Genomic DNA, 19,752 nt, shown 5'->3' with positions numbered 1-19,752 from the left:
CCACCAAGTAAAGGACACACTATGTGTGGAATCGCCGCGCTGCAGCTGCGCAACCCTTCGCTGCACCACCAGATGGGCAGCCTCCTGTCCTCCATGATGTGCCAGATCGTGGACCGCGGACCGGACTCCGCCGGCCTGGCCGTCTACGACACTCCCGGGCTCGTCGCCCAAGGCACCTCCACGCTTAGCCTCCTGGGCAAGGACCAGGGCATGCCTGTGAATGCCATTAGCGCGGCGCTGGAAAACCTGCTGCCCGCCTCCGCCGCCACCGCCGTCAGGGTGGTCGGGGACACCACCCTGGTGAGCGCCGCCGTCGGGACTGAGCTGCTGGTCAAGGCCGTCAGCGAAACCCTCCCGGGCTCCACCATCATCGGCCGCGGCGAGCACGTGGCCGTCATGAAGAGCGTGGGCCACCCGATGGACATCGCCGCCGAGCACGGCCTCGCGGCGATGGCCGGAAGCCAGGGCCTCTCCCACACCCGCATGGCCACCGAATCCGCCGTGACCGCCGGCGGTTCCCACCCCTTCTCCGTTGCCGACGACCTCTGCCTGGTCCACAACGGCTCGTTCTCCAACCACGCCACCATCCGCCGGAATCTGCTGCGTGAAGGCGTGGTCTTCGACTCCGACAACGACACCGAGGTCGGCGCCCGCTACATCGCCTCCCGACTTCGGCAGGGCGACGACCTGGAAACGGCCCTCACCAACCTGGGCAAGGTCTTCGACGGCTTCTACACCCTGGTCGTCACCACCGCCGACAGCATGGCCGTGGTCCGCGACCCGATCGCCTGCAAGCCCGCCATCATCGCCGAAACGGACGACTACGTGGCGATGGCCTCCGAGTACCGTGCCCTGGCAGCCCTGCCCGGCATCGAGACAGCCCGCATTTTTGAACCGGAACCCGGAAAGGTCTACACATGGTCACTCTGATCGAAACCCCAGCGCACGAATACACCGCCCGCAGGGAAGACGCAGCCGACAGCACCATCGCTGTTGACCTGGCCGACAGCCTGGTCCGGGACTTGAACCAGGCCCTTCACAATGCCACGGACGGCCAGTCCTGGACCGTCACCAACCCGGGCGGGAAACACAGCCTTGCCGTCGGGATCGACGCCGACATCAGCGTCACCGTTGAAGGCCATGCCGGGTACTACGCGGCCGGCATGCACCAAAAGGGCGAGGTCACCATCACCGGGAACGCCGGCGTGGGTCTCGCGGAGAACATCATGTCCGGCAGGGTCCAGGTGAGAGGGGATGCCTCCCAGTCGGCCGCAGCCACCGGTCACGGCGGACTCGTGGTCATCGACGGCAACGCCGGCGCCCGCTGCGGGATCTCCATGAAAGGCGTGGACATCGTGGTCGGCGGGAACATCGGCCACATGTCAGCCTTCATGGCCCAGGCCGGCCGGCTGGTGGTCTGCGGCGATGCCGGGGACGCCCTCGGCGACTCGATCTACGAGGCCCGGATCTACGTCAAGGGGACCGTGGCATCCCTGGGGGCGGACTGCATCGAAAAGCCGATGAAAGCCGAACACCTCCAGGAACTCGCCGGCCTGCTCGCCGCAGCCGGCCGCACCGAAGACGCGGCGGACTTCAAACGCTACGGATCGGCCCGGAACCTCTACCACTTCAGCGTCCACAACTCGACGTCGTACTAAGGACACTCCCATGACCGTCACCTCACTGCCCCAGGAATCCCCGGCCGTTCTTCCCGCGCAGCACACCGAAGAGCTCGGCCTGCGCGAATCAGCAACCTTCGACCGTGCGACCATCGCAGACATCCAGCGCGCAGCCGCCACCGGGGTCTACGACATCCGCGGCTGGGGCGCCAAACGCAAAGTCCCGCACTTCGATGACCTGCTGTTCCTCGGCGCCTCCATGTCCCGTTACCCGCTCGAGGGCTATCGCGAAAAGTGCGACACCGACGTCATCCTCGGCGACCGCCACGCAAGTCGGCCGCTGCACCTGCAGACCCCGGTGACCATCGCCGGCATGAGCTTCGGCGCCCTGTCAGCCAACGCCAAGGAAGCCCTGGGCCGCGGCGCCAGCGAGGTAGGAACCTCCACCACCACCGGCGACGGCGGCATGACCCCCGAGGAGCGCGGCCAGTCCAAGCACCTCGTCTACCAGTACCTGCCGTCCCGCTACGGCATGAACCCGGACGACCTCCGGAAGGCCGACGCCATCGAAATCGTGCTCGGCCAGGGCGCCAAGCCCGGCGGCGGCGGCATGCTGCTGGGACAGAAAATCACCGAACGCGTCGCCGGAATGCGCACCCTGCCGGTCGGGATCGACCAGCGCTCCGCCAGCCGCCACCCGGACTGGACCGGCCCGGACGACCTCGAAATCAAGATCGGCGAACTGCGCGAAATCACCGACTGGAAAACCCCCATCTACGTCAAGATCGGCGCCTCCCGCCCCTACTACGACACCGCTCTGGCCGTGAAGGCCGGAGCCGACGTCGTCGTCGTCGACGGCATGCAGGGCGGCACCGCCGCCACGCAGCAGGTCTTCATCGAAAACGTCGGCATCCCCACCCTGGCCGCCATCCCGCAGGCCGTCCAAGCCCTCCAGGAACTCGGGGTGCACCGGAAGGTCCAGCTGATCGTCTCCGGCGGCATCCGCACCGGCGCCGACGTCGCCAAGGCCATGGCACTGGGTGCCGACGCCGTCGCCATCGGCACCGCCGCGCTCATCGCCCTGGGTGACAACGATCCCCGCTACGCCGCCGAATACGCCGCGCTCGGCTCGGCCGCGGGCTTCTACGATGACTTCCAGGACGGCCGCGACCCTGCCGGCATCACCACCCAGGACCCCGAACTCTCCTCCCGCCTGGACCCGGTCGCCGGCGGCCGCCGCCTGGCCAATTACCTCCGCGTCCTGACCATGGAGGCCCAGACCATCGCCCGCGCCTGCGGAAAGTCCCACCTGCACAACCTTGAACCGGAAGACCTCGTGGCCCTCACCATCGAAGCCTCCGCCATGGCCCGGGTACCGCTGGCCGGCACCAGCTGGATCCCCGGAGCGAAGTAATGACCCAATCAGCCGAATACGTTGTGATCGGCGCCGGACTGGCCGGCGCCGCCACCGCCTGGCAGCTGGCCGCCCGCGGCCACGACGTGACCATCCTGGAACGCACCGTCCCGGCCAGTCACGACGGCAGCTCCCACGGGTCCGCCCGGATCTTCCGCTACGCCTACCCGGACGACTTCTACACCCGGGCCGTGATCGAGTCCAAGGCCCTGTGGGACGAACTCGACCGGGCCGGCGGGCTGGAACTGATCACGCCCTTCGGCGCCGTGGACTACGGACCCGAACGGCAGCCGGAGCACCTGGCCCGGGTCCTCGACGGCGCCGGCGTGGAGCACGAACTCCTCAGCGCAGCCGACGCAAGGTCCCGCTGGCCACAGTTCTTCTTTGACACCTCCGTACTCTGGCACCCCGGTGCCGGCGTCATCGACGCCGAACGCTCTGTCACCGCGATGATCGACGAGGCCGTGAAACATGGCGCCACGCTGCTGACCGGCTGGGACGTTGCCGGCGTGGAGAAGCGGGAATCGGGCTACCGCGTGAGTTCCGCAGCAGGGGAGGAGATCGACGCCGGAAACGTCATCGTCAGCGCCGGCGGCTGGCTCCCAGGGCTGCTGGGACGGCTCGGGCTACCGGACGGGTTCCTCGCAGGACTGCCCGAGATCACCGTCCGGCAGGAGCAGGCGTACCACTTCCGCTACCGGAACGACGAGCCGTGGCCGACCTTCATCCACAAGAGCGCGGCCATCCAGACCTACGGCCTACCCGGAGGGCGGGACGCCGGTTTCGCCGGGCAGAAGGTCGCCGAATACAACGGCGGAAAGTTCATCCCCTCCGCCGTCGCCCAAACCGGCACCGTGGACCCGGACAACCGGCGTCGTGTGGTGGACTACGTGCAGAAGTACCTCCCCGGACTTGACCCTGAGCCGTATGCCGAGACCACGTGCCTGTTCACCAACACCCCGACCGAGGACTTCCTCATCGACCGGGCCGACGGCCTGACCGTCCTCTCCCCGTGCTCGGGGCACGGTGCGAAGTTCGCGCCCCTGATCGGGCAATGGGCGGCCGACCTCGCCACCGGAACCGGCGACATCCCTGCCCGGTTCCGCCCGGCAACCGCCCGAATCAGCGCCAACTAACCGGTCAGCACCGACGAGCCGGTCAGCACCTACTGACCCGGCACGAAAATCACCTACAGAAACGGACCAGCCAGTGACCTCCCCAGCGACCAAACCGGCAACCGACACCGTCACCGGCCTCATGAGGGACATCTCCGGCATCGGGACCGACACCTTCCGCGGCGGATACTCACGCCCGGTCTTCTCGAACGCCGAAACCGAACTGCGAAGCTGGTTCATCGAGCAGGCCAGCAGACGCGGACTGGACGTCACCACCGACACCAACGGCATCATCTGGGCCTGGTGGGACACCGCCACCGGCATACGCAGCGACGCCGTCGTCACGGGAAGCCACCTCGACTCCGTCCCCGGCGGAGGTGAATACGACGGCCCCCTGGGTGTTGCTTCCGCACTGGTGGCCGTCGACATCCTGAAACAACAGGGCATCCGACCCCGCAGGCCCCTGGCCATCGCGGTCTTCCCCGAAGAGGAAGGTTCCCGCTTTGGCGTCGCATGTCTGGGTTCGCGCCTGCTCACCGGCGCCTTGGACCCCGACACAGCCCGCAACCTCAAAGACACAGACGGCAACACCTACGCCGACGTGGCCGCCGCCAACGGACAGGACCCCCGGTTCATCGGCGCCGACCGCACGACCCTCCAACAGTTGGGTGTGTTCGTTGAACTGCACGTCGAACAGGGCAGGGGCCTGGTTGATCTGGACCGGCCGGTGGCCATCGGATCCTCCATCCTGGGCCACGGCCGGTGGAAGCTGTCAGTGCACGGGCAGGGAAACCACGCCGGAACCACCCTCATGAACGACCGGAAAGACCCGATGATCGCCGCGGCCAAGATCATGATCGGCATCCGCGACACGGCTTCGAAGTACCGGGACGCACGCGCCACTGTCGGTCGGCTCCAGCCCGTCCCTGGCGGCACCAACGTCATCGCCTCCCGGGTGGACCTGTGGCTTGATCTCCGGCACCCGCGGGACGAGGTGACCGCTGCCCTGGTCGAGTCCATCCACCTCAACGCCCAGGTCATCGCCGCCGAGGAAGGGTGCACCGTCAGCTTCGGCACCGAATCACTGAGCCCCACCGTGCACTTCGACACCGGTCTGCGTGACCGGCTGCAGGCGCTGCTTCCCGAAGCGCCCGTCCTGGACACCGGCGCCGGCCACGACGCGGGAGTGCTCGCCGGTCACATCCCCACCGCCATGCTGTTCGTACGGAACCCGACCGGGATCTCGCATTCGCCGGAGGAACTGGTGGAGGACCACGATGCCGAGGCCGGTGCCGGCGCCCTGGCAGACGTTCTCGCGGGCCTGCTGGGAGAGGCCCGAGTGATCGGATAGAAGCCGTGGCTGAAGCCTATGATGGCTGGGTGACCAATCAGACTGGCGGAGAAACGGACGTTCCGGTAGAGGCACCGGCAGAGGATGCGGCGGGCAAACTGGAACGCATCATTGCCGGGCAGCTCCGACGCTACCGGACAGCCCACGGGCTGTCGGCCGCCGAACTCGCGGCCCGGACGGGGCTGTCCAAAGCGATGATCTCCAAAATCGAGTCGGCCAGCACCTCGTGCTCGCTGACCACACTGCAGCGCCTGGCCGACGGCCTAAAGATTCCGGTCACGGCCTTGTTCCGGGGCGCCGACACCGACCGCGATGCGACGTTCACCAAAAACGGCCAGGGCAGCCTGACCGTGCGCAGCGGAACACAACACGGGCACGAATACCGGGTGCTTGGGACCCTGAAAGGACGCACCGACGCCCTCGAACCGACACTCGTCACACTGACGAACGCCTCCGACGTCTTCCCCCTGTTCCAGCACCCGGGCACCGAATTCATCTACATGCTCACCGGAAAGATGATTTACGGCCACGGAGCCTACGAATACACCATGGAGGCAGGCGACTCGCTGCTCCTCGACGGCGAAGGCCCCCACGGCCCCTTAGAGCTCTTGGACCTGCCGATCAGATTCCTGGCCATCGCGGCCAAATAATAGCCCTTACTTACCGTCTGGCGTATCCCGGTCCTGCCAATTCGCAGGATTCAGGAGGCGATGCGTGCATCCGTGGTGGCGCCGCGGATGAAGGGTCCGCGCTTGGATGGCGGCGTTCCACTGGCCATGATTCCGCTGCTTAACAGCAGGGGTCGCCATAAGCTTTCGATGCTTACGGCGACCCCGAGACGTTCAAGAGCTCGCTGACTGCGTTACAGGTCGCATGCGCGCTCGACGAAGGTTTCCCTCGAGGCTGCACGTCCCGGCTTGCGGTACTGGCGTGTTGTCCTGATTCAGCCGCCAGCGGATATCAACGTGCCGCGGATACAGGCTGCTCCTGGAAGGCCGGCATGACGTGTTCGATGAAGAGCTCGAGCGAGCGTTTCTTCTCCTCATGGGTGAGGCTGTTATCCGACCAGAGGCTGAACTCGTCGACACCGAGTGCCTCGTAGTGGCGGATCCGCTCGATGATCTCGTCAGGCGTCCCGATCATCGCCGTCTGATGAAGGGACTCGGGCGTGAACTCCGTGCGGTCGGCGAATTTCTCTGCAGGGCTGGGCTCGAGGAAACCGTTCTTCGGGGTGGTTTTGTTTCCGAACCAGGCGTCAAAGGTCCTGTAGAACTTTTGTATGCCCTCGGCCGGGCGCCGCCATCCCTCGGGCTCGTCTGCAGGGTGAACGTGGGTATGGCGGAGCACCATGAGGTCCGGGCGGGGGACGCCGGGGTTGTTCTCCACAGCGGAGTCGAATTTGCGGGCCAGGTCTTCGACCTCCTCGTCGCCCTTCATGAGAGGCGTGACCATCACGTTGCAGCCGTTTGCGACCGCGAACTCGTGTGAGGAGATGTCGCGGGCGGCGATCCACATGGGCGGGGTCGGCTTCTGCACGGGCTTGGGGACGCTGGTCGACGTCGGGAACTGCCAGACCTCGCCCTCGTGGGCGTAGTCCCCTTCCCAGAGCGCGCGCACGGCCGGGACGAGCTCGCGCAGGTGCTTGCCGCCATCGACGGCGGACATGCCGCCCATGAGACGGTCGAACTCGAACTGGTAGGCGCCACGTGCCAGTCCGACTTCCATCCGGCCGTTGCTGATGACGTCAAGGAGCGCCGTTTCGCCGGCTACCCGGAGTGGGTTCCAGAAGGGTGCGATGATCGTTCCGGCGCCCAGGCGGATACGCGACGTGCGCGCCGCGAGGTATGCGAGCTGGGGCATGGGGCTGGGCGAGATGGTGTACTCCATTGAATGGTGCTCACCAATCCAGACGGTGCTGAAGCCTCCGGCCTCCGCGATGAGGGTGAGCTCCGTCAGGTTCTCGAAGCATTCTTGGTGTGAGACGGTCTCGTCCCAGCGCTCCATGTGGGCGAAGAGGGAAAAGCGCATTAGTGACTCCTTCGATCTGGGGCGATGTTCGCCGCCACTGCCTGGATGGGTGCCGCTTGCTGGGCTTCTGCGTTGCGTTCGGCGATGGTTTGGTTACCGCGAGACCACAGTTCATGCTCGATTTCACGGATTAGGACGGTGGTGTTTTCGGGTGCCGCGCCCACTGAGCTTTCGGCGGCACGGTGAAGCTCGCTGATGAGCGAGCGGAGCTGCTCGGGGGTTCGGCCCCGGGCGATGGAGACTTCGATAAGAGGCATTACGTCCCTTAGCTCCTCATGACGAAGGGATCGGCAAGGGGAGATTCGTCCGTGTTGATCCAGACGCTCTTGAGTCTGGTGTATTCCCGGATGCTTTCCATTCCGTGTTCGACGCCGACCCCGCTGGTCTTGAAGCCTTCCCGGGGTGATTGGGGAGACATGGTGCGGTAGGTGTTGACCCAGACGGTGCCGGCTTCGAGCCGGCTTGCCATCCGGTGGGCCCGGGCGAGGTTGGTGGTCCAGATTCCGGCGGCCAGTCCGTAGCTGGTGTCGTTTGCCAGGCGGAGTACTTCTTCCTCGGTTTCAAATGGCATGATCGCAGCGACCGGGCCGAAGATCTCCTCCCTGACCACGCGCATGGAATTGTCCACGTCGGTGAGCACCGTGGGTTCGAAGAAGTAGCCGCTGAGGCCGGTATCGGGCCGGCCGCCGCCGGTCAGAACGGTGGCACCTTCGGAAATGCCGAGGGTCACGTAACTGGCGACCTTGTCCCGCTGGTCTTGGAAGGCCAGCGGCCCGAGTTCAGTGGCGTCCAACAGCGGGTCGCCGATGACGATGCTGCGGGCACGGTTGGCGACACGCTCAAGAAGCTCGTCGTAGACGGACTTGTGGGCGAACACGCGGCTTCCGGCTATGCAGGTCTGGCCGGCCGCTGCGAAGATGCCGGCTACGACCCCCATGGAGGCATTGGCCACGTCGGCGTCGGCAAAGACAATGTTCGGGGACTTGCCGCCCAGTTCCAGCGTCGAGCCGATAAAGCGGGACGCGGTTGAGGAGGCAATGCGGGCGCCTGTTGCGGTGCTGCCGGTGAAGGAGATTTTGGCCAGTCTGCGGTCTTCAACCAGTGCGGCTCCGGCTTCTGCTCCGAAGCCGGTGACGACATTGATGACACCGGGCGGGAAGCCGGCTTCGTCGGCCAGCGCGGCCAAGCGCAGAACGGTGGCAGAGGTGTATTCGGACGGTTTGATCACGATGGTGTTGCCCGTGGCGAGGGCGGGAGCGAGCTTGCTGGTCGTGAGCGTCAGCGGCGAATTCCATGGTGTGATGGCCCCGACGACCCCGAGGGGTTCGCGGAGGGTGTAGTTCAGCATGGCCCGGCTGGAGCCCGGGATAGTATCGCCCTGAATCTTGTCAGCCAGGCCTGCGTAGTAATAGTAGTACTCGGGCACGGCAGCGAGCTGGGCGCGCATCTCCCGCAGGAGCTTGCCGTTGTCTTCGGATTCCATGCGGGCGAGTTCCTCCGCGTGTTCGCCCACCAAGTCCCCCAGGCGCCGGAGCAGATGCCCGCGCCGGGTCTGGCTGAGATCCCGCCACGCGGGGTTTTCGAAGGCGGCCGCCGCGGCCGAAACCGCCCGGTCGATGTCGGATTCGTTACCGCGTGCGGCCCGGTAGAGCACGTCCAGCGTGGCCGGGTTCGTGCTTTCGAAGTACTCCCCGGATGAGGGTGGAACCCATTCCCCGTTGATGAAGTGCTCGTAGCGGCGATCAGTGGACATGTGAATGCTCCTTGAAGAAGGCAGTGAGGGTGTTGGCCAGCTCTTGGGGACGCTCCACCGGCATCATGTGCCGGGCCCCGCGGATGACCGAGTAGGTGCAACCGGGTATGGCCGTAGCCAGCCTGACGCTCATGTCCGGCGTCGATCCCGGGTCCAGCTCACCGGTCACGGCATGGGCCGGAACGGCGATCCGGGGGAGCTCCGGCGCGATCTCCGCGTCTGCGGTCGCGAAGACGCGGTAGCAGGCGAGGAAGGATTGCGGGTCGTTGCGAAGTAGCACTTCCCGCGTTGCCACGACCAGTTCTGCCGGGACAGGGGACCCTTCCGGGTACCACCGGCGGATGGATGCTTCCACCGTTGCGGGGAAGTCGGATTCCGCCGCAGCCAGCCGCACCATCACCGCGGCATGCTCTTCAGGTGTACGGGCGCACACGGATCCGACGGAAACCAGGCTGGCCACGAGCTCGGGCCGGAACCTGGCCAGATGCTGCGCGACGAGGGCGCCCAGAGAGAATCCGACCACATGGGTGCCCGGTTCGAGGCGGTTTGCGACGTCCGCCGCGAGTGCGGCCAGAGTTAGCCCCTCAGGCGCGGCTTCCTCGCGGCGTCCGTGCCCCAGGAGCTCGAGGACCTGAACGTCGTATTCCGGTTCGAGGAATTCACGCAAGGGCTCCCACATCGACCCGTCGAGGCCGACGCCGTGGATCAGCGCTACGCGGACGCGGCTCACGGGTGCGTCTCCTACTTCGTTTCGGTGGCGAACGCGGCGAGGCGCTGCTGCGGGCGTCCCTGGGCTGCGGCGGCGAGGGCGATCACGATCTCGTCGGCATGAGGCGCGTCGTTGATCCGGACCTCGATGCTCTGGTGGTGGGAACGGATGGTCGCGTCGGTGATGTGCTTGAGCGGAATGTCGAACACGACGCCGGCGGGGCCGCGCTTTTCCACGGCCGGCAGAAGGGTGGTGGCCTTGGCGGCGTCACGGAAATGGTTTCCGAAGGCAAGGGTGTGGATCAGTCCGGAACCGTGCTCGATTTCACCGTTCAGGCCCACGATGGCGGCTTTGCCGTACGCTTCGGCGGGGGCGCCGAGAGCTTCGAGCACCCGGGGGGCGAGCAGTGCGCCGATGTCAGAGGCGTTCCCGTCGATCCCGGCAGAGAGATCCTCGACGAACCCCTGTCCGGCCCACGGGTTCTTGACGATGGCGGCCACGACGGCGACCCGTGCGGTGGGCGTGACCTCCCGCCCGCCTTCGATGAGGATGTCTTCGGTCAGGGTGACGATTTTGCGGATGCTCATGAAATTAGTTCTCCTAGGGTGTCTGCTTTGACGATGGGGTCGGTGAGCCGGTCGCCGATGCGTGAGTGGGGACGGGGCCCCGTGGAAGCGCCGAGTACGACGACGATTTCTCCGGGCCGGGGCGCATCCCCAATGCGGGTGGTGATCGTCTGATAGTGGGTGCGGGTGGCGGCGGCGTTCTTGTGCCAGAGAGGAACAACGAGTGAGGCGCCGGCGTCGGCGCGGTCATCGGCGAAGCAGATGATGGATTCACCGTCGAAATACTCCCGGACGAGGTTTCCAAAGAACGGCGTGTGAATCAGTGCGGCGCCGTGTTCAATCTCGCCGTCGGTGCCCACGATTGCAGCCTTGCCGAACGCCTGGATCGCGTCTACGCCCCCGAGCTCGTTGGTGAGTATGTCGGTGAGTTTGCGCGCAAGCACCGGGGCGAGCCGGATTACTTCCTCGTTCAGGTCGTCGGTGGCTCTTCCGCCCAGCCAAGGGTTGCTGACCACAGCCGCTGCCGTGGCGCGGACCGCCGGCACGGCCGGGGAGAGTCCGTTTTCGAGCAGTGTCTCCTCGCTGTAGTACACGATTTTGCGGATGCCGAGCCTTTGGTCGTTCATCATTTGGTCCCGGCCAGTGCGTGCTGGTTGGTGTACCGGACGGACCAGAAGCCGCCGAGGGCGTGGAAGATGGAGAAGCGCATGGCTTCCTTTCGTGGGTCGTTCAGTTCCGGAGCGACTGCGCCGGTTCGGTGAGGGCCTCTCGGGACGAGGCATGGACATGGTTCCTCATGGCGGTTTCGGCACCGAAGGGGTCCTTGTGTTCGATCATTTCGAGGACGGCGCGGTGCTCGCGGGTGGAGGCTGCGATCCTGCCCGGGTGTTCAATGGTGCGCAGGACCAGCCGCTGGTAGGCGAGTTGGTTCATGAGCCGCTCATAGTGCTCCGCAAGCTTGAGATTGTCCGAGCCCCGGACGATGGTCCAGTGAAACTCATGAACCAGCCGGGCGTAGGCCTCGCTGTCATTTGTGAGGACCGCGGCCTCGGAGTCCTCGAGGTTCCGGCGGAGAGCAGACAGTTCCGGTGTCTCGCCGCGGCGGGCGAGCAGCGATGCTGCGAGTCCCTCGAGGGACTCCTTCAGCTGGAACAGCTCGATGATCTCCCTGTGGGTCGGCTCGCGGACGAAGGTTCCTACCTTCGGACGGATCTCCACCAGTCCCTCATTCTGAAGCTGCTTGAGGGCTTCCCGTACCGGAGTGCGGCTGACGTCGAATTCCTGGGCAAGGAAAGCCTCCGGCAGCACTGCGCCGGGCGGGAAGTCGCCTCCCAGGACGAGGCCCCGGATCTTTTCGAGGAGGCCCTTCCGTTCATCTGCTTCAACACTGAGCACCATTTCTTCTTGCATGCATGCCAGCTTATGTTGCATGCAAGAAGCGAGTCAAGGGACGGGGGTGGCTTTCTCAAAATTCGACGAATTCCGGCAATTTAGGGGTTTTCATCGGTTTCTGTTGACGCGCTCATGTGACCTGCCTTACGGTCATTGGTATGCAACAGACACTTGAACCGCTAATCACGTCAGCTTGGCTCGCTGCTTGGGACAAGGGTGAGCTCAACGCTCTCGACGGCCTCGTGGCCCCTGGCTACACGCGAACCAGTAAGGCGACAGGCGCAACTGTCGACATCACTGGTCTAAAAGCCGAGATCGCCGCGGTGCGGGAAGCTTTCCCGGACCTGCGCACGACGATCGATGACATCGTCGAAGGTGAGGAAACGGTGGCCGTCTTCTGGACGTCCACGGGCACCCACACCCACGAATACCTCGGCGTCCCGCCCACGGGCCTTACCGTTCAGACCAGGGGCTCGAACATCCTGGTCCTCCAGGACGGGAAGATCACGAAAGAAACCGTGACGTGGGACGGGAGTGAACTGCTGGCCGGCCTCGGGATTCGCCCTCTGCGCGGGATAGCCGCGGCCGAAGCGGGAGAGGGCGGTGACGTCCCGGAGCTTGACGCAGATTTGATGAAGGCGTTCAACCGCCAGTTCATCACCGGCGTCACCGTGGTCACCACCAAAGAAGGCGAAACGCCCAAAGGCCTGGCGGCGAACTCTTACTGTTCAGTCTCTGTCGAGCCGCCCCTGGTGCTGATCTGTGTCCAGAAGACGTCCAGCACCTATCCGGCGCTCTTCTCATCAAGCCACCTCGGCATCAACATCCTGGGAACGGGGCAGCTCGACACCGTGCGTGTCTTCGCCTCCAAGGCCCCGGACAAGTTCGCGGAGCTTGACTGGCACGAGGGCCCGAACGGCAGCCCGCTTCTGGACGGCTCGGCCGCATCCCTCGAAGCCGAGATTCAGGAACGATTCCAAGCGAAGACCCACACGGTCTTTATCTGCCGGGTCCGTCATGCAGAGATCGACAACGCGGCACCGATGGTCTATAAAGCCGGGCGGTTCTATGACGGCGCAGACCTCGCCGAACTCTAAGTTCCGGCGCGGCTGACCAACCTCGGACAGGAAACCAGCCGCGCCGACCCATCTGCTCGAAAGCAGCGCACCAAGGTGCGCATTCAACTATAGGACCAAAAATGAGCCCAGACATCATGCGTGCTGTCGAAGACAGCGTCGCCGAAGACCGCGGATACCGCAACAGCCTCACAAAAATTGAGCCCTACGGCATCGAACACATCCCCGACGTGGAACGGCACGGCAAGCCCCGCTCTCAGTTCTTCCTCTGGTTCGCGGCAGGCATGAACTTCCCCATCGTTGTCCTCGGCTTCAGTGCCGCCTACTTTGGTCTGCCCTTCTGGGCTGCCGTCCTGGCCATCGTCCTCGCCGGCGTGACGTCCTCGGCGGGAATGGGATACCTGTCAGCCATGGGTGTCCGGCTGGGCGTCCCGCAGCAGATGCAGGGCCGGGGACCTCTCGGATTCATCGGCAACCTTTTCCCGGTGGCATACGTGAATGTCTTCGCCGGCATCGGCTGGGCCGCCGTCACCGTGATCCTCGGCGGCAAGGCCATCTCACTACTGACCGATGTGCCGTTCTGGCTTTCTGCCCTGATTCTCATGGGCATCCAGCTTGGCGTTGCCGTCGTCGGATACAACCTCATCCACTTCCTCCAGCGCATTCTCTCCTTCGTCCTGGTCATCGGCTTCGCCTTCATCACCATCGTTGCGGCGGCCAACGGCCGTGTCGTGAACGTCGTCAACGAATCTGCCCCGGGCTTTGACGGCATCGGCGGCTGGATCATCTTCTTCGGATGGTTCTTCTCCTTCATCGTCGCCTGGATGCCATTCGCCTCCGATTACTCCCGATACCTCCCCAACACGGCCGGCAACAGGCGCGGCGCCAGCTGGGCGACAATGCTAGGAAACTTCATCACCCTGGTCTGGATGGGAGTCCTCGGGACCGTCCTCGGATCCACTACCAGCGCTTCCGACAGCATCGGCGCCCTTAAGGAACTCATGGGCCCTTGGGCCGCGGTCGGACTCGGCGTCGTCGCGCTGTCTTCCTTCACCCAAAACTTTCTCAACGTCTACGGCGGCGCGATCTCCATCCAGACCATGGGCGTGCCGGTAAAACGCCACACGGCAGTCGTGGTCATCTGTGTCGCCTCATACCTCGTGGCGCTGTGGGGCCAGGAAGGATTCAACGCAGGTTTCACCGCCTTCCTGAATCTGACCGCCTACTGCATCGCCCCATATGTAGCTGTCCTCGTGTGCGACTACCTGTTCGGAGGGCGCCGCACGGAACGGGGCCTGCGCGAGCTTTTCGACAAGAGCAGGAAGTTCGAATGGGGCTTCGTGGCCTGGGCCGCAGGCGTCGTCGTCTCATCCCCGTTCTGGATGTCCTCGATCTACACCGGCCCCATCGCAGCCGCATTCCCCCAAATAGGAGACCTCTCCTACTACGTCGGGGCCGCCGTCGCGGCCGGCGTCTACTTCGCCACCCACCGGCGTCCGCGCCTCTCCGGACATAAAATGCTCGACCGCAGCATCGCCGGGCAAACCCTCTAAGACCAGGTGGCTCCCCGACGACAGGAGGGGAGCCGCCAGTCCCATCCCCAACAGCCATGGGTCGCCACGGCCATACAGCACAACCGCATCCGCCCAACAACAATCGAGACGGACCAGGATCAACATGAGTATCGCACCGCTGTTATGGGTAGGCGGAGAGGCACATCCACCCGCAGAATGCCCGCCCCGCACCGTGGTTGCCGTGATCGTTAAGTGGCGAGGACGGATCGCCCTCTTCAAGCGAAGCCACTCCGTCGGACATGACCGCGGACTCTGGCATTGCATCACCGGATACCTCGAGCCTGGAACCTCTCCTGAAGGGCAAGCTTTTACGGAACTTCGCGAGGAAACAGGACTTACCGAGAACGACCTGATCGATTTCCGGCAGGGGACACCGCTTCTGCTGCCCGACAAGGAAGGCAATCCGTGGCTGGTGCACACCTTCACGGCCGTCACCCGGCGCCGCAGATTGACCGTCAATGACGAACACGACACTTTCCGCTGGACGGCGCCTTCGAGGATCAGACGATTCAGCAACCGCGTGACGTGGCTGGATCAGGTCCTCGAGGCGGCCCCGGCACCACCAAACCAACACGGAACAGGATCATGACAGTCATCCAGGGCCTCGTCGAACACGGGGACGAACGAGGCAGGACACTCGGGTTCCCTACCGCCAACATCCAGCTCTTCGATGAACAGACAGAGGACGGGGTATGGGCTGCGGTGATCCGGACCGACTCCGGAACGTCCTGGCTCGCGGCAGTTTCCATTGGACGACGGCAGACGTTTTATGCCCAGATAGGAAACAAACTGCTCGAAGCCCACCTCCTGGACTTCAACGAAGACCTCTACGGGCGGAAGCTCACTGTCACCCTGACCGCCAAGCTGCGGGATCAACAAACCTTCTCAAGCATTAACGCCCTAACCGAGCAACTGCGCCACGACATCACAGCAACTCGGAACTGGGCCCAACAGCACTATCCTGGGCTCGTTTCGCCGGGATCCCACGAGAGCGGCGTCGCGAGTTGTCCTGAGCAACTGCCCCGAACGTTAACTGTCGCACAACGAGCAACGCACAAGGCCTTTGAAAGGAGCCCTCAGTGGCTGAAGGAAACACGATGACCCTCGACCGGGAGGCGGCGTTCATCGCTTCCGTCCCTACCGGTCTGCTGATCGGCGGGCAGTGGCGTGACGCGTCCGACGGCGGCACGTTCGACGTCCACGACCCCGCCACCGGCGAGGTCCTCGCCACGCTCGCCTCCGCGACGAGCGAGGACGCCCTCGCCGCGCTCGACGCCGCCGACAAGGCCCAGGCCGCCTGGGCCCGGACGGCACCCCGTGAACGCGCCGAAATCCTGCGCCGCGCCTTTGACCTGGTGACCGAGCGCGCCGAGGACTTCGCCCTGCTCATGACCCTGGAAATGGGCAAGCCGCTGGCCGAGGCCCGCGGCGAGGTGGCCTACGGCGCCGAGTTCCTGCGCTGGTTCTCCGAGGAGACGGTCCGCGACTACGGCCGCTACCTCACCACCCCCGAAGGCAGGAACAAGATCCTGGTGCAGAAAAAGCCCGTGGGGCCGTGCCTGCTCATCACGCCCTGGAACTTCCCCCTCGCGATGGCCACCCGCAAGGTCGCGCCCGCCGTCGCCGCCGGCTGCACCATGGTCCTTAAACCGGCCAAGCTCACTCCGTTGACCGCCCAGCTCTTCGCGAAGACCATGCTCGACGCCGGCCTGCCCACCGGGGTCCTGAACGTTGTGGCCTCCTCCAGCGCCGCCGGGATCTCCGGGCCGCTGCTCGCCGATTCCCGGCTCCGGAAGGTCTCCTTCACCGGTTCCACCCCGGTGGGCAAGCGCCTCATGGCCGACGCCGCCCAAAATGTGCTGCGCACCTCGATGGAGCTCGGCGGCAACGCCCCGTTCATCGTCTTCGAGGACGCCGACCTCGACGCCGCGGTCGAGGGCGCGATGGCCGCGAAGATGCGCAACATGGGCGAGGCCTGCACCGCCGCCAACCGCTTCCTCGTCCAGGAATCCGTAGCCGCCGAGTTCACTCGGAAGTTCGCCGCCGCCATGGGTGCCCTGACCACGGGCCGCGGCACCGAACCGGACACCACGGTGGGCCCGCTGATCGACGCCGGCGCCCGCGACGACGTCCACGCCCTGGTGACCGCCGCCGTCGACGCCGGGGCAACAGCGGTCACCGGCGGTTCCCCCGTGGACGGTCCCGGCTACTTCTACCGGCCCACCGTGCTCGCCAACGTCCCGAACGACGCCGCGATCCTGGGCCAGGAAATCTTCGGGCCCGTGGCGCCCGTGACCACCTTCGGCACGGAAGAGGACGCGATCCGGCTGGCCAACGCCACCGAATACGGGCTGGCCTCCTACCTCTACAGCCGGGACTTCAACCGGCTCCTGCGCGTCGCGGAACAGATCGAATTCGGCATGGTCGGCTTCAACGCCGGCGTCATCTCCAACGCCGCCGCTCCCTTCGGCGGCGTCAAACAATCCGGCCTGGGCCGCGAGGGCGGCACCGAAGGCATCGCCGAATACACCACCACCCAATACATCGGCATCGCCGACCCCTGGGCTGCCAAGGAAGGCCGGAAATCGTGACTAGCAGCTGGGCCAGGACTTCAACGGGCGGGGCAAACAGCCATCTGGTCGTGATTGACATGCAACGCGCCTTCCGCCAGACGGGGGAGTGGCACATCCCGCGCTACGACCAAGCGACCCGAACTATCGCGAGTCTGGCAGCCTCCGGACTGGAGCCCATCATCACGCGCTTTGTCCCCGGCCCCGTGGAGAAAGGCTCGTGGTCGTCGTACTACGACCGCTGGCAAAGCATGCGCCTGGATCCCGCCGATCCCATATGGCACATCGAACTTCCCGGCGTTGAGCTCCGCGCCTCAATAGACCTTCCGACGTTCTCCAAATGGGGGCAAGAGTTGGCAGAACGGATCCCCGTCGGCGACGAGATGATCCTCACTGGCGTGGCAACCGACTGCTGCATCCTCGCTACGGCCCTGGGCGCCGTGGATGCAGGTCGATATGTGACGGTGGTCGAGGACGCCTGCGCCGGCCAAAGCGACGCTGCTCATGATCAGGCGTTAAACCTCATGGAGCTACTTTCCCCGATGATCAGGGTCGTCAAAAGCGAATCCCTCCTGAATTTACGGCCTGCAGCTAAGCCCGCGGAACTCTAGACAAACGCCAGAGGACGACGGCGGGAGTCACCTCCCGCCGTCGTCCTCCGTGTGTTTGCTAGGCGGAAACTGCCTCAAGGTTTGCTGCACCGTGGGTCAGGCTGAGCGTGAAGGTGCCCGGTCCGCTGGCGTGGACCGCGATGTTGCTCTTGGCGGTGTTGTGGCGCTCCGAGAGGTCGTGAATCAGGGCGTCCAGCTCGTGGTGCATCGTGGCGCGGTCCCAGAGCTTGTGGGTTACAGAGTTGGCAGTTTCAAACGTCATTGTTCAGTGCTTCCATTCATGAATCCGGATGTCCGGCTGCCGCACCGATGCGGAGCCGCCGTGGGGCCAAACCAGGAACGCCTGAAACCTTGGGCAGCTCTGCGAGCTCACCGGTTTGGCCTCATTGCGTCCACCAGGATGGGTGCCCCCGGTTCACTGCGGACGCGTGGCGTCGGAGCGAACATCGGGGCCGCGTGACCGGGAGCAATGCTCCCTGCCCTGCCTTTCCATAGTGCACAGCGCCGCGCAGACGTCTCAAGCCAGATGGCGAAAATAGCGCGTGAGACTCATCACAGGCACCGGCGTGGCGCGAACTGCGACGGCGTCGCGCAGGGTCCGTTCGGACTACAGACGGGGGCGCTTCCGCGGGAAAAGTGCCGTGGGCGTGTGCCTGCGGCTCAGGCCCCGGGCCGGAGCGCGGGTGACCGGCACCGGCCCTCCCGGCTCCGGCCCTGCTGCGGCAGCGGCTCTGCCGTAGCGGGCGGCCAGCGGCGCGGCGCTGAAGCCATGCGCCAGGACGCTGAGCAGCACGGTGGCGGCGATGACGGCCACCGCCTGGTCGGACGCTGGTCCGAGGGCTTCCAGCGCCAGCAGCGCGAACACGAGGGACGCCAGGCCGCGCGGACCGAACCAGCCCACGAACAGGACGGTGCGCCGGTCCAGTCCGGTGCCAAGCGAGGCCAGTGCCACCGGCAGCATGCGCACCACCGTGAGGCTGAGCACGGCATACACGATGGTCAGGGGGACGAAGTGCGCCAGCATGGTCGGAATGGTGATGGCTCCAAAGGCCAGCCACACCAGCAGCGACACCAAGCCGCCCATCTGCTCGACGAAGACCAGTTCGGCCGGCGCCCGTTGACCGGCGCACGTGCCGAACGCCAGACCGCCGCAAAAGGCGGCGACGAATCCGTTGCCGCCCACAGCGAGGGCGGCGGTGTAGGCGAGCAGGCTCAGGGCAAGGACTCCGACACCGGCAAAGTCCTCGGCGCTCGTCCCGCGCCGGCGGGCCAGCTGCAGCAGCCACCCGCCCACGGCGCCGGTTGCCGCGCCAACGCCGGCGCCGATAAGCAGCTCGACGGCGGCACTGCCGGGACCAGCTGCACTCTCCAGACCTGCGGCGGCGGCCGCGCCGGCGATCGCGACCATGACGACCGGGGTGGCGATGCCGTCGTTGAGGCCGCTCTCGACGGTGATCAGCTGGCGGATCCGCGACGGCACCGCCGGATTCGTCACCACGGGGATCCCGAGCGCGGCGTCAGTAGGGGCCAGCGCCGCACCGACGAGCAGGGCCAGCCACAGTCCGAACTGAGGAAAGAACCAGGCGGCCAGCACCCACCCGAACACAATCGTCAGAGGCAGGCCGATTCCCAGCAACCGCACATAGCGGCCCACGTCCCGGCGCAACTCCTGAAGGGGCAGACGGGCGGCGTCGGAGAACAGCACCCACACCAGGGTAACCTCGACAACCGGGGTGATGGCCGCCGGGGGCGACGCGGCATCGACCAGCCCGGCCCAGGCCAGGCCCATGCCGACAGCAGTGAACACTATAGGAGCGGTCAGGTCCGCCTGCTGCAGCCGCGCCGATACCAGCGCCCACGCGAACAGTGCGGCGGTGATCAGGACTACGACCGTCAGTTCCATGACGGATCGGTGCCCGCCTCCGTGCCCCCGGAGTCGTCATGAGACGTGTCGGAACAGGCCATGTTCAACTT

At 65.6% G+C, this 19,752-nt stretch carries 21 protein-coding genes; 12 read left to right on the top strand and 9 right to left on the bottom strand.

The features are described 5' to 3' along the window. The first annotated feature begins 21 nt into the window (after positions 1-21). From ABD243_RS14235 to ABD243_RS14210, 6 genes are all read left to right on the top strand, one after another. Positions 22-930: a class II glutamine amidotransferase domain-containing protein gene (locus tag ABD243_RS14235; protein WP_344366952.1), complete on the top strand. Its 909-nt coding sequence runs from the start codon at positions 22-24 to the stop codon at positions 928-930. Next, positions 918-1,658, top strand: coding sequence for a GltB/FmdC/FwdC-like GXGXG domain-containing protein (locus ABD243_RS14230; RefSeq protein WP_344366950.1), 741 nt, complete (start codon positions 918-920; stop codon positions 1,656-1,658). The genes ABD243_RS14235 and ABD243_RS14230 overlap by 13 nt, the downstream gene beginning before the upstream one ends. Before the next feature lie 10 nt (positions 1,659-1,668). Then, the gene (locus ABD243_RS14225) at positions 1,669-3,033 is read left to right on the top strand and encodes an FMN-binding glutamate synthase family protein (protein ID WP_344366948.1); all 1,365 of its coding nucleotides are present in this window, start codon (positions 1,669-1,671) and stop codon (positions 3,031-3,033) included. Beyond that, positions 3,033-4,169 (top strand): FAD-dependent oxidoreductase, encoded by a 1,137-nt coding sequence (locus ABD243_RS14220; protein ID WP_344366946.1) that lies wholly within the window; start codon positions 3,033-3,035, stop codon positions 4,167-4,169. The genes ABD243_RS14225 and ABD243_RS14220 overlap by 1 nt, the downstream gene beginning before the upstream one ends. Before the next feature lie 73 nt (positions 4,170-4,242). After that, complete coding sequence (locus tag ABD243_RS14215; RefSeq protein WP_344366944.1) at positions 4,243-5,499, top strand: allantoate amidohydrolase; 1,257 nt, start codon at positions 4,243-4,245, stop codon at positions 5,497-5,499. A gap of 29 nt (positions 5,500-5,528) precedes the next feature. Further along, positions 5,529-6,149, top strand: a complete 621-nt coding sequence (locus tag ABD243_RS14210; RefSeq protein WP_344366942.1) for a helix-turn-helix domain-containing protein — start codon at positions 5,529-5,531, stop codon at positions 6,147-6,149. A gap of 310 nt (positions 6,150-6,459) precedes the next feature. Here the strand turns inward: ABD243_RS14210 and ABD243_RS14205 are convergent, their stop codons facing one another. From ABD243_RS14205 to ABD243_RS14175, 7 genes are all read right to left on the bottom strand, one after another. Beyond that, positions 6,460-7,527: an LLM class flavin-dependent oxidoreductase gene (locus ABD243_RS14205; protein WP_344366940.1), complete on the bottom strand. Its 1,068-nt coding sequence runs from the start codon at positions 7,525-7,527 to the stop codon at positions 6,460-6,462. Beyond that, positions 7,527-7,784, bottom strand: coding sequence for a tautomerase family protein (locus ABD243_RS14200; RefSeq protein WP_344366938.1), 258 nt, complete (start codon positions 7,782-7,784; stop codon positions 7,527-7,529). Before ABD243_RS14200 ends, ABD243_RS14205 begins: the two co-directional genes overlap by 1 nt. Positions 7,785-7,792: 8 nt before the next feature. Beyond that, on the bottom strand, positions 7,793-9,280 hold the full coding sequence (locus ABD243_RS14195) for an aldehyde dehydrogenase (protein ID WP_344366935.1): 1,488 nt from the start codon (positions 9,278-9,280) through the stop codon (positions 7,793-7,795). After that, positions 9,270-10,010, bottom strand: coding sequence for an alpha/beta fold hydrolase (locus ABD243_RS14190; RefSeq protein ID WP_344366933.1), 741 nt, complete (start codon positions 10,008-10,010; stop codon positions 9,270-9,272). Before ABD243_RS14190 ends, ABD243_RS14195 begins: the two co-directional genes overlap by 11 nt. Positions 10,011-10,021: 11 nt before the next feature. Next, entirely contained in the window at positions 10,022-10,576 is a 555-nt protein-coding gene (locus ABD243_RS14185; RefSeq protein WP_344366931.1) for an amino acid synthesis family protein, read from the bottom strand. After that, the gene (locus ABD243_RS14180) at positions 10,573-11,184 is read right to left on the bottom strand and encodes an amino acid synthesis family protein (RefSeq protein WP_344366928.1); all 612 of its coding nucleotides are present in this window, start codon (positions 11,182-11,184) and stop codon (positions 10,573-10,575) included. Before ABD243_RS14180 ends, ABD243_RS14185 begins: the two co-directional genes overlap by 4 nt. Before the next feature lie 100 nt (positions 11,185-11,284). Beyond that, positions 11,285-11,965 carry a GntR family transcriptional regulator gene (locus tag ABD243_RS14175; RefSeq protein WP_344366926.1) on the bottom strand — a complete coding sequence of 227 codons (681 nt, stop codon included), beginning with the start codon at positions 11,963-11,965 and terminating at the stop codon, positions 11,285-11,287. A 140-nt stretch (positions 11,966-12,105) separates the two neighbouring features. On the opposite strand from ABD243_RS14175, the gene ABD243_RS14170 reads away from it, so the two are divergent. From ABD243_RS14170 to ABD243_RS14145, 6 genes are all read left to right on the top strand, one after another. Beyond that, positions 12,106-13,044 (top strand): flavin reductase, encoded by a 939-nt coding sequence (locus tag ABD243_RS14170; protein WP_344366924.1) that lies wholly within the window; start codon positions 12,106-12,108, stop codon positions 13,042-13,044. 101 nt (positions 13,045-13,145) lie between these two features. Continuing rightward, positions 13,146-14,576 carry a purine-cytosine permease family protein gene (locus ABD243_RS14165; protein WP_344366923.1) on the top strand — a complete coding sequence of 477 codons (1,431 nt, stop codon included), beginning with the start codon at positions 13,146-13,148 and terminating at the stop codon, positions 14,574-14,576. 124 nt (positions 14,577-14,700) lie between these two features. Continuing rightward, a complete protein-coding gene (locus ABD243_RS14160) occupies positions 14,701-15,186 on the top strand; it encodes an NUDIX domain-containing protein (protein WP_344366921.1) in 486 nt (161 codons plus the stop codon). Continuing rightward, complete coding sequence (locus tag ABD243_RS14155) at positions 15,183-15,698, top strand: riboflavin kinase (RefSeq protein ID WP_344366919.1); 516 nt, start codon at positions 15,183-15,185, stop codon at positions 15,696-15,698. Before ABD243_RS14160 ends, ABD243_RS14155 begins: the two co-directional genes overlap by 4 nt. Next, a complete protein-coding gene (locus tag ABD243_RS14150) occupies positions 15,695-17,188 on the top strand; it encodes an NAD-dependent succinate-semialdehyde dehydrogenase (protein ID WP_344367155.1) in 1,494 nt (497 codons plus the stop codon). Before ABD243_RS14155 ends, ABD243_RS14150 begins: the two co-directional genes overlap by 4 nt. After that, the gene (locus ABD243_RS14145) at positions 17,185-17,778 is read left to right on the top strand and encodes a cysteine hydrolase family protein (protein WP_344366917.1); all 594 of its coding nucleotides are present in this window, start codon (positions 17,185-17,187) and stop codon (positions 17,776-17,778) included. Before ABD243_RS14150 ends, ABD243_RS14145 begins: the two co-directional genes overlap by 4 nt. A 58-nt stretch (positions 17,779-17,836) precedes the next feature. On the opposite strand, the gene ABD243_RS14140 is transcribed toward ABD243_RS14145, so the two are convergent. Together ABD243_RS14140 and ABD243_RS14135 are read right to left on the bottom strand one after the other, a co-directional pair. After that, a complete protein-coding gene (locus tag ABD243_RS14140) occupies positions 17,837-18,040 on the bottom strand; it encodes a hypothetical protein (protein ID WP_344366915.1) in 204 nt (67 codons plus the stop codon). 345 nt (positions 18,041-18,385) lie between these two features. Continuing rightward, positions 18,386-19,681 carry a cation:proton antiporter domain-containing protein gene (locus ABD243_RS14135; RefSeq protein ID WP_344366913.1) on the bottom strand — a complete coding sequence of 432 codons (1,296 nt, stop codon included), beginning with the start codon at positions 19,679-19,681 and terminating at the stop codon, positions 18,386-18,388. Positions 19,682-19,752: the final 71 nt, after the last annotated feature.

This window comes from Arthrobacter humicola (genome assembly GCF_039531445.1).
GTDB lineage: Bacteria > Actinomycetota > Actinomycetes > Actinomycetales > Micrococcaceae > Arthrobacter > Arthrobacter humicola.
The sequence above is the reverse complement of the archived record's forward strand: the minus strand, read 5'-3'. Positions and strand labels throughout refer to the sequence as shown.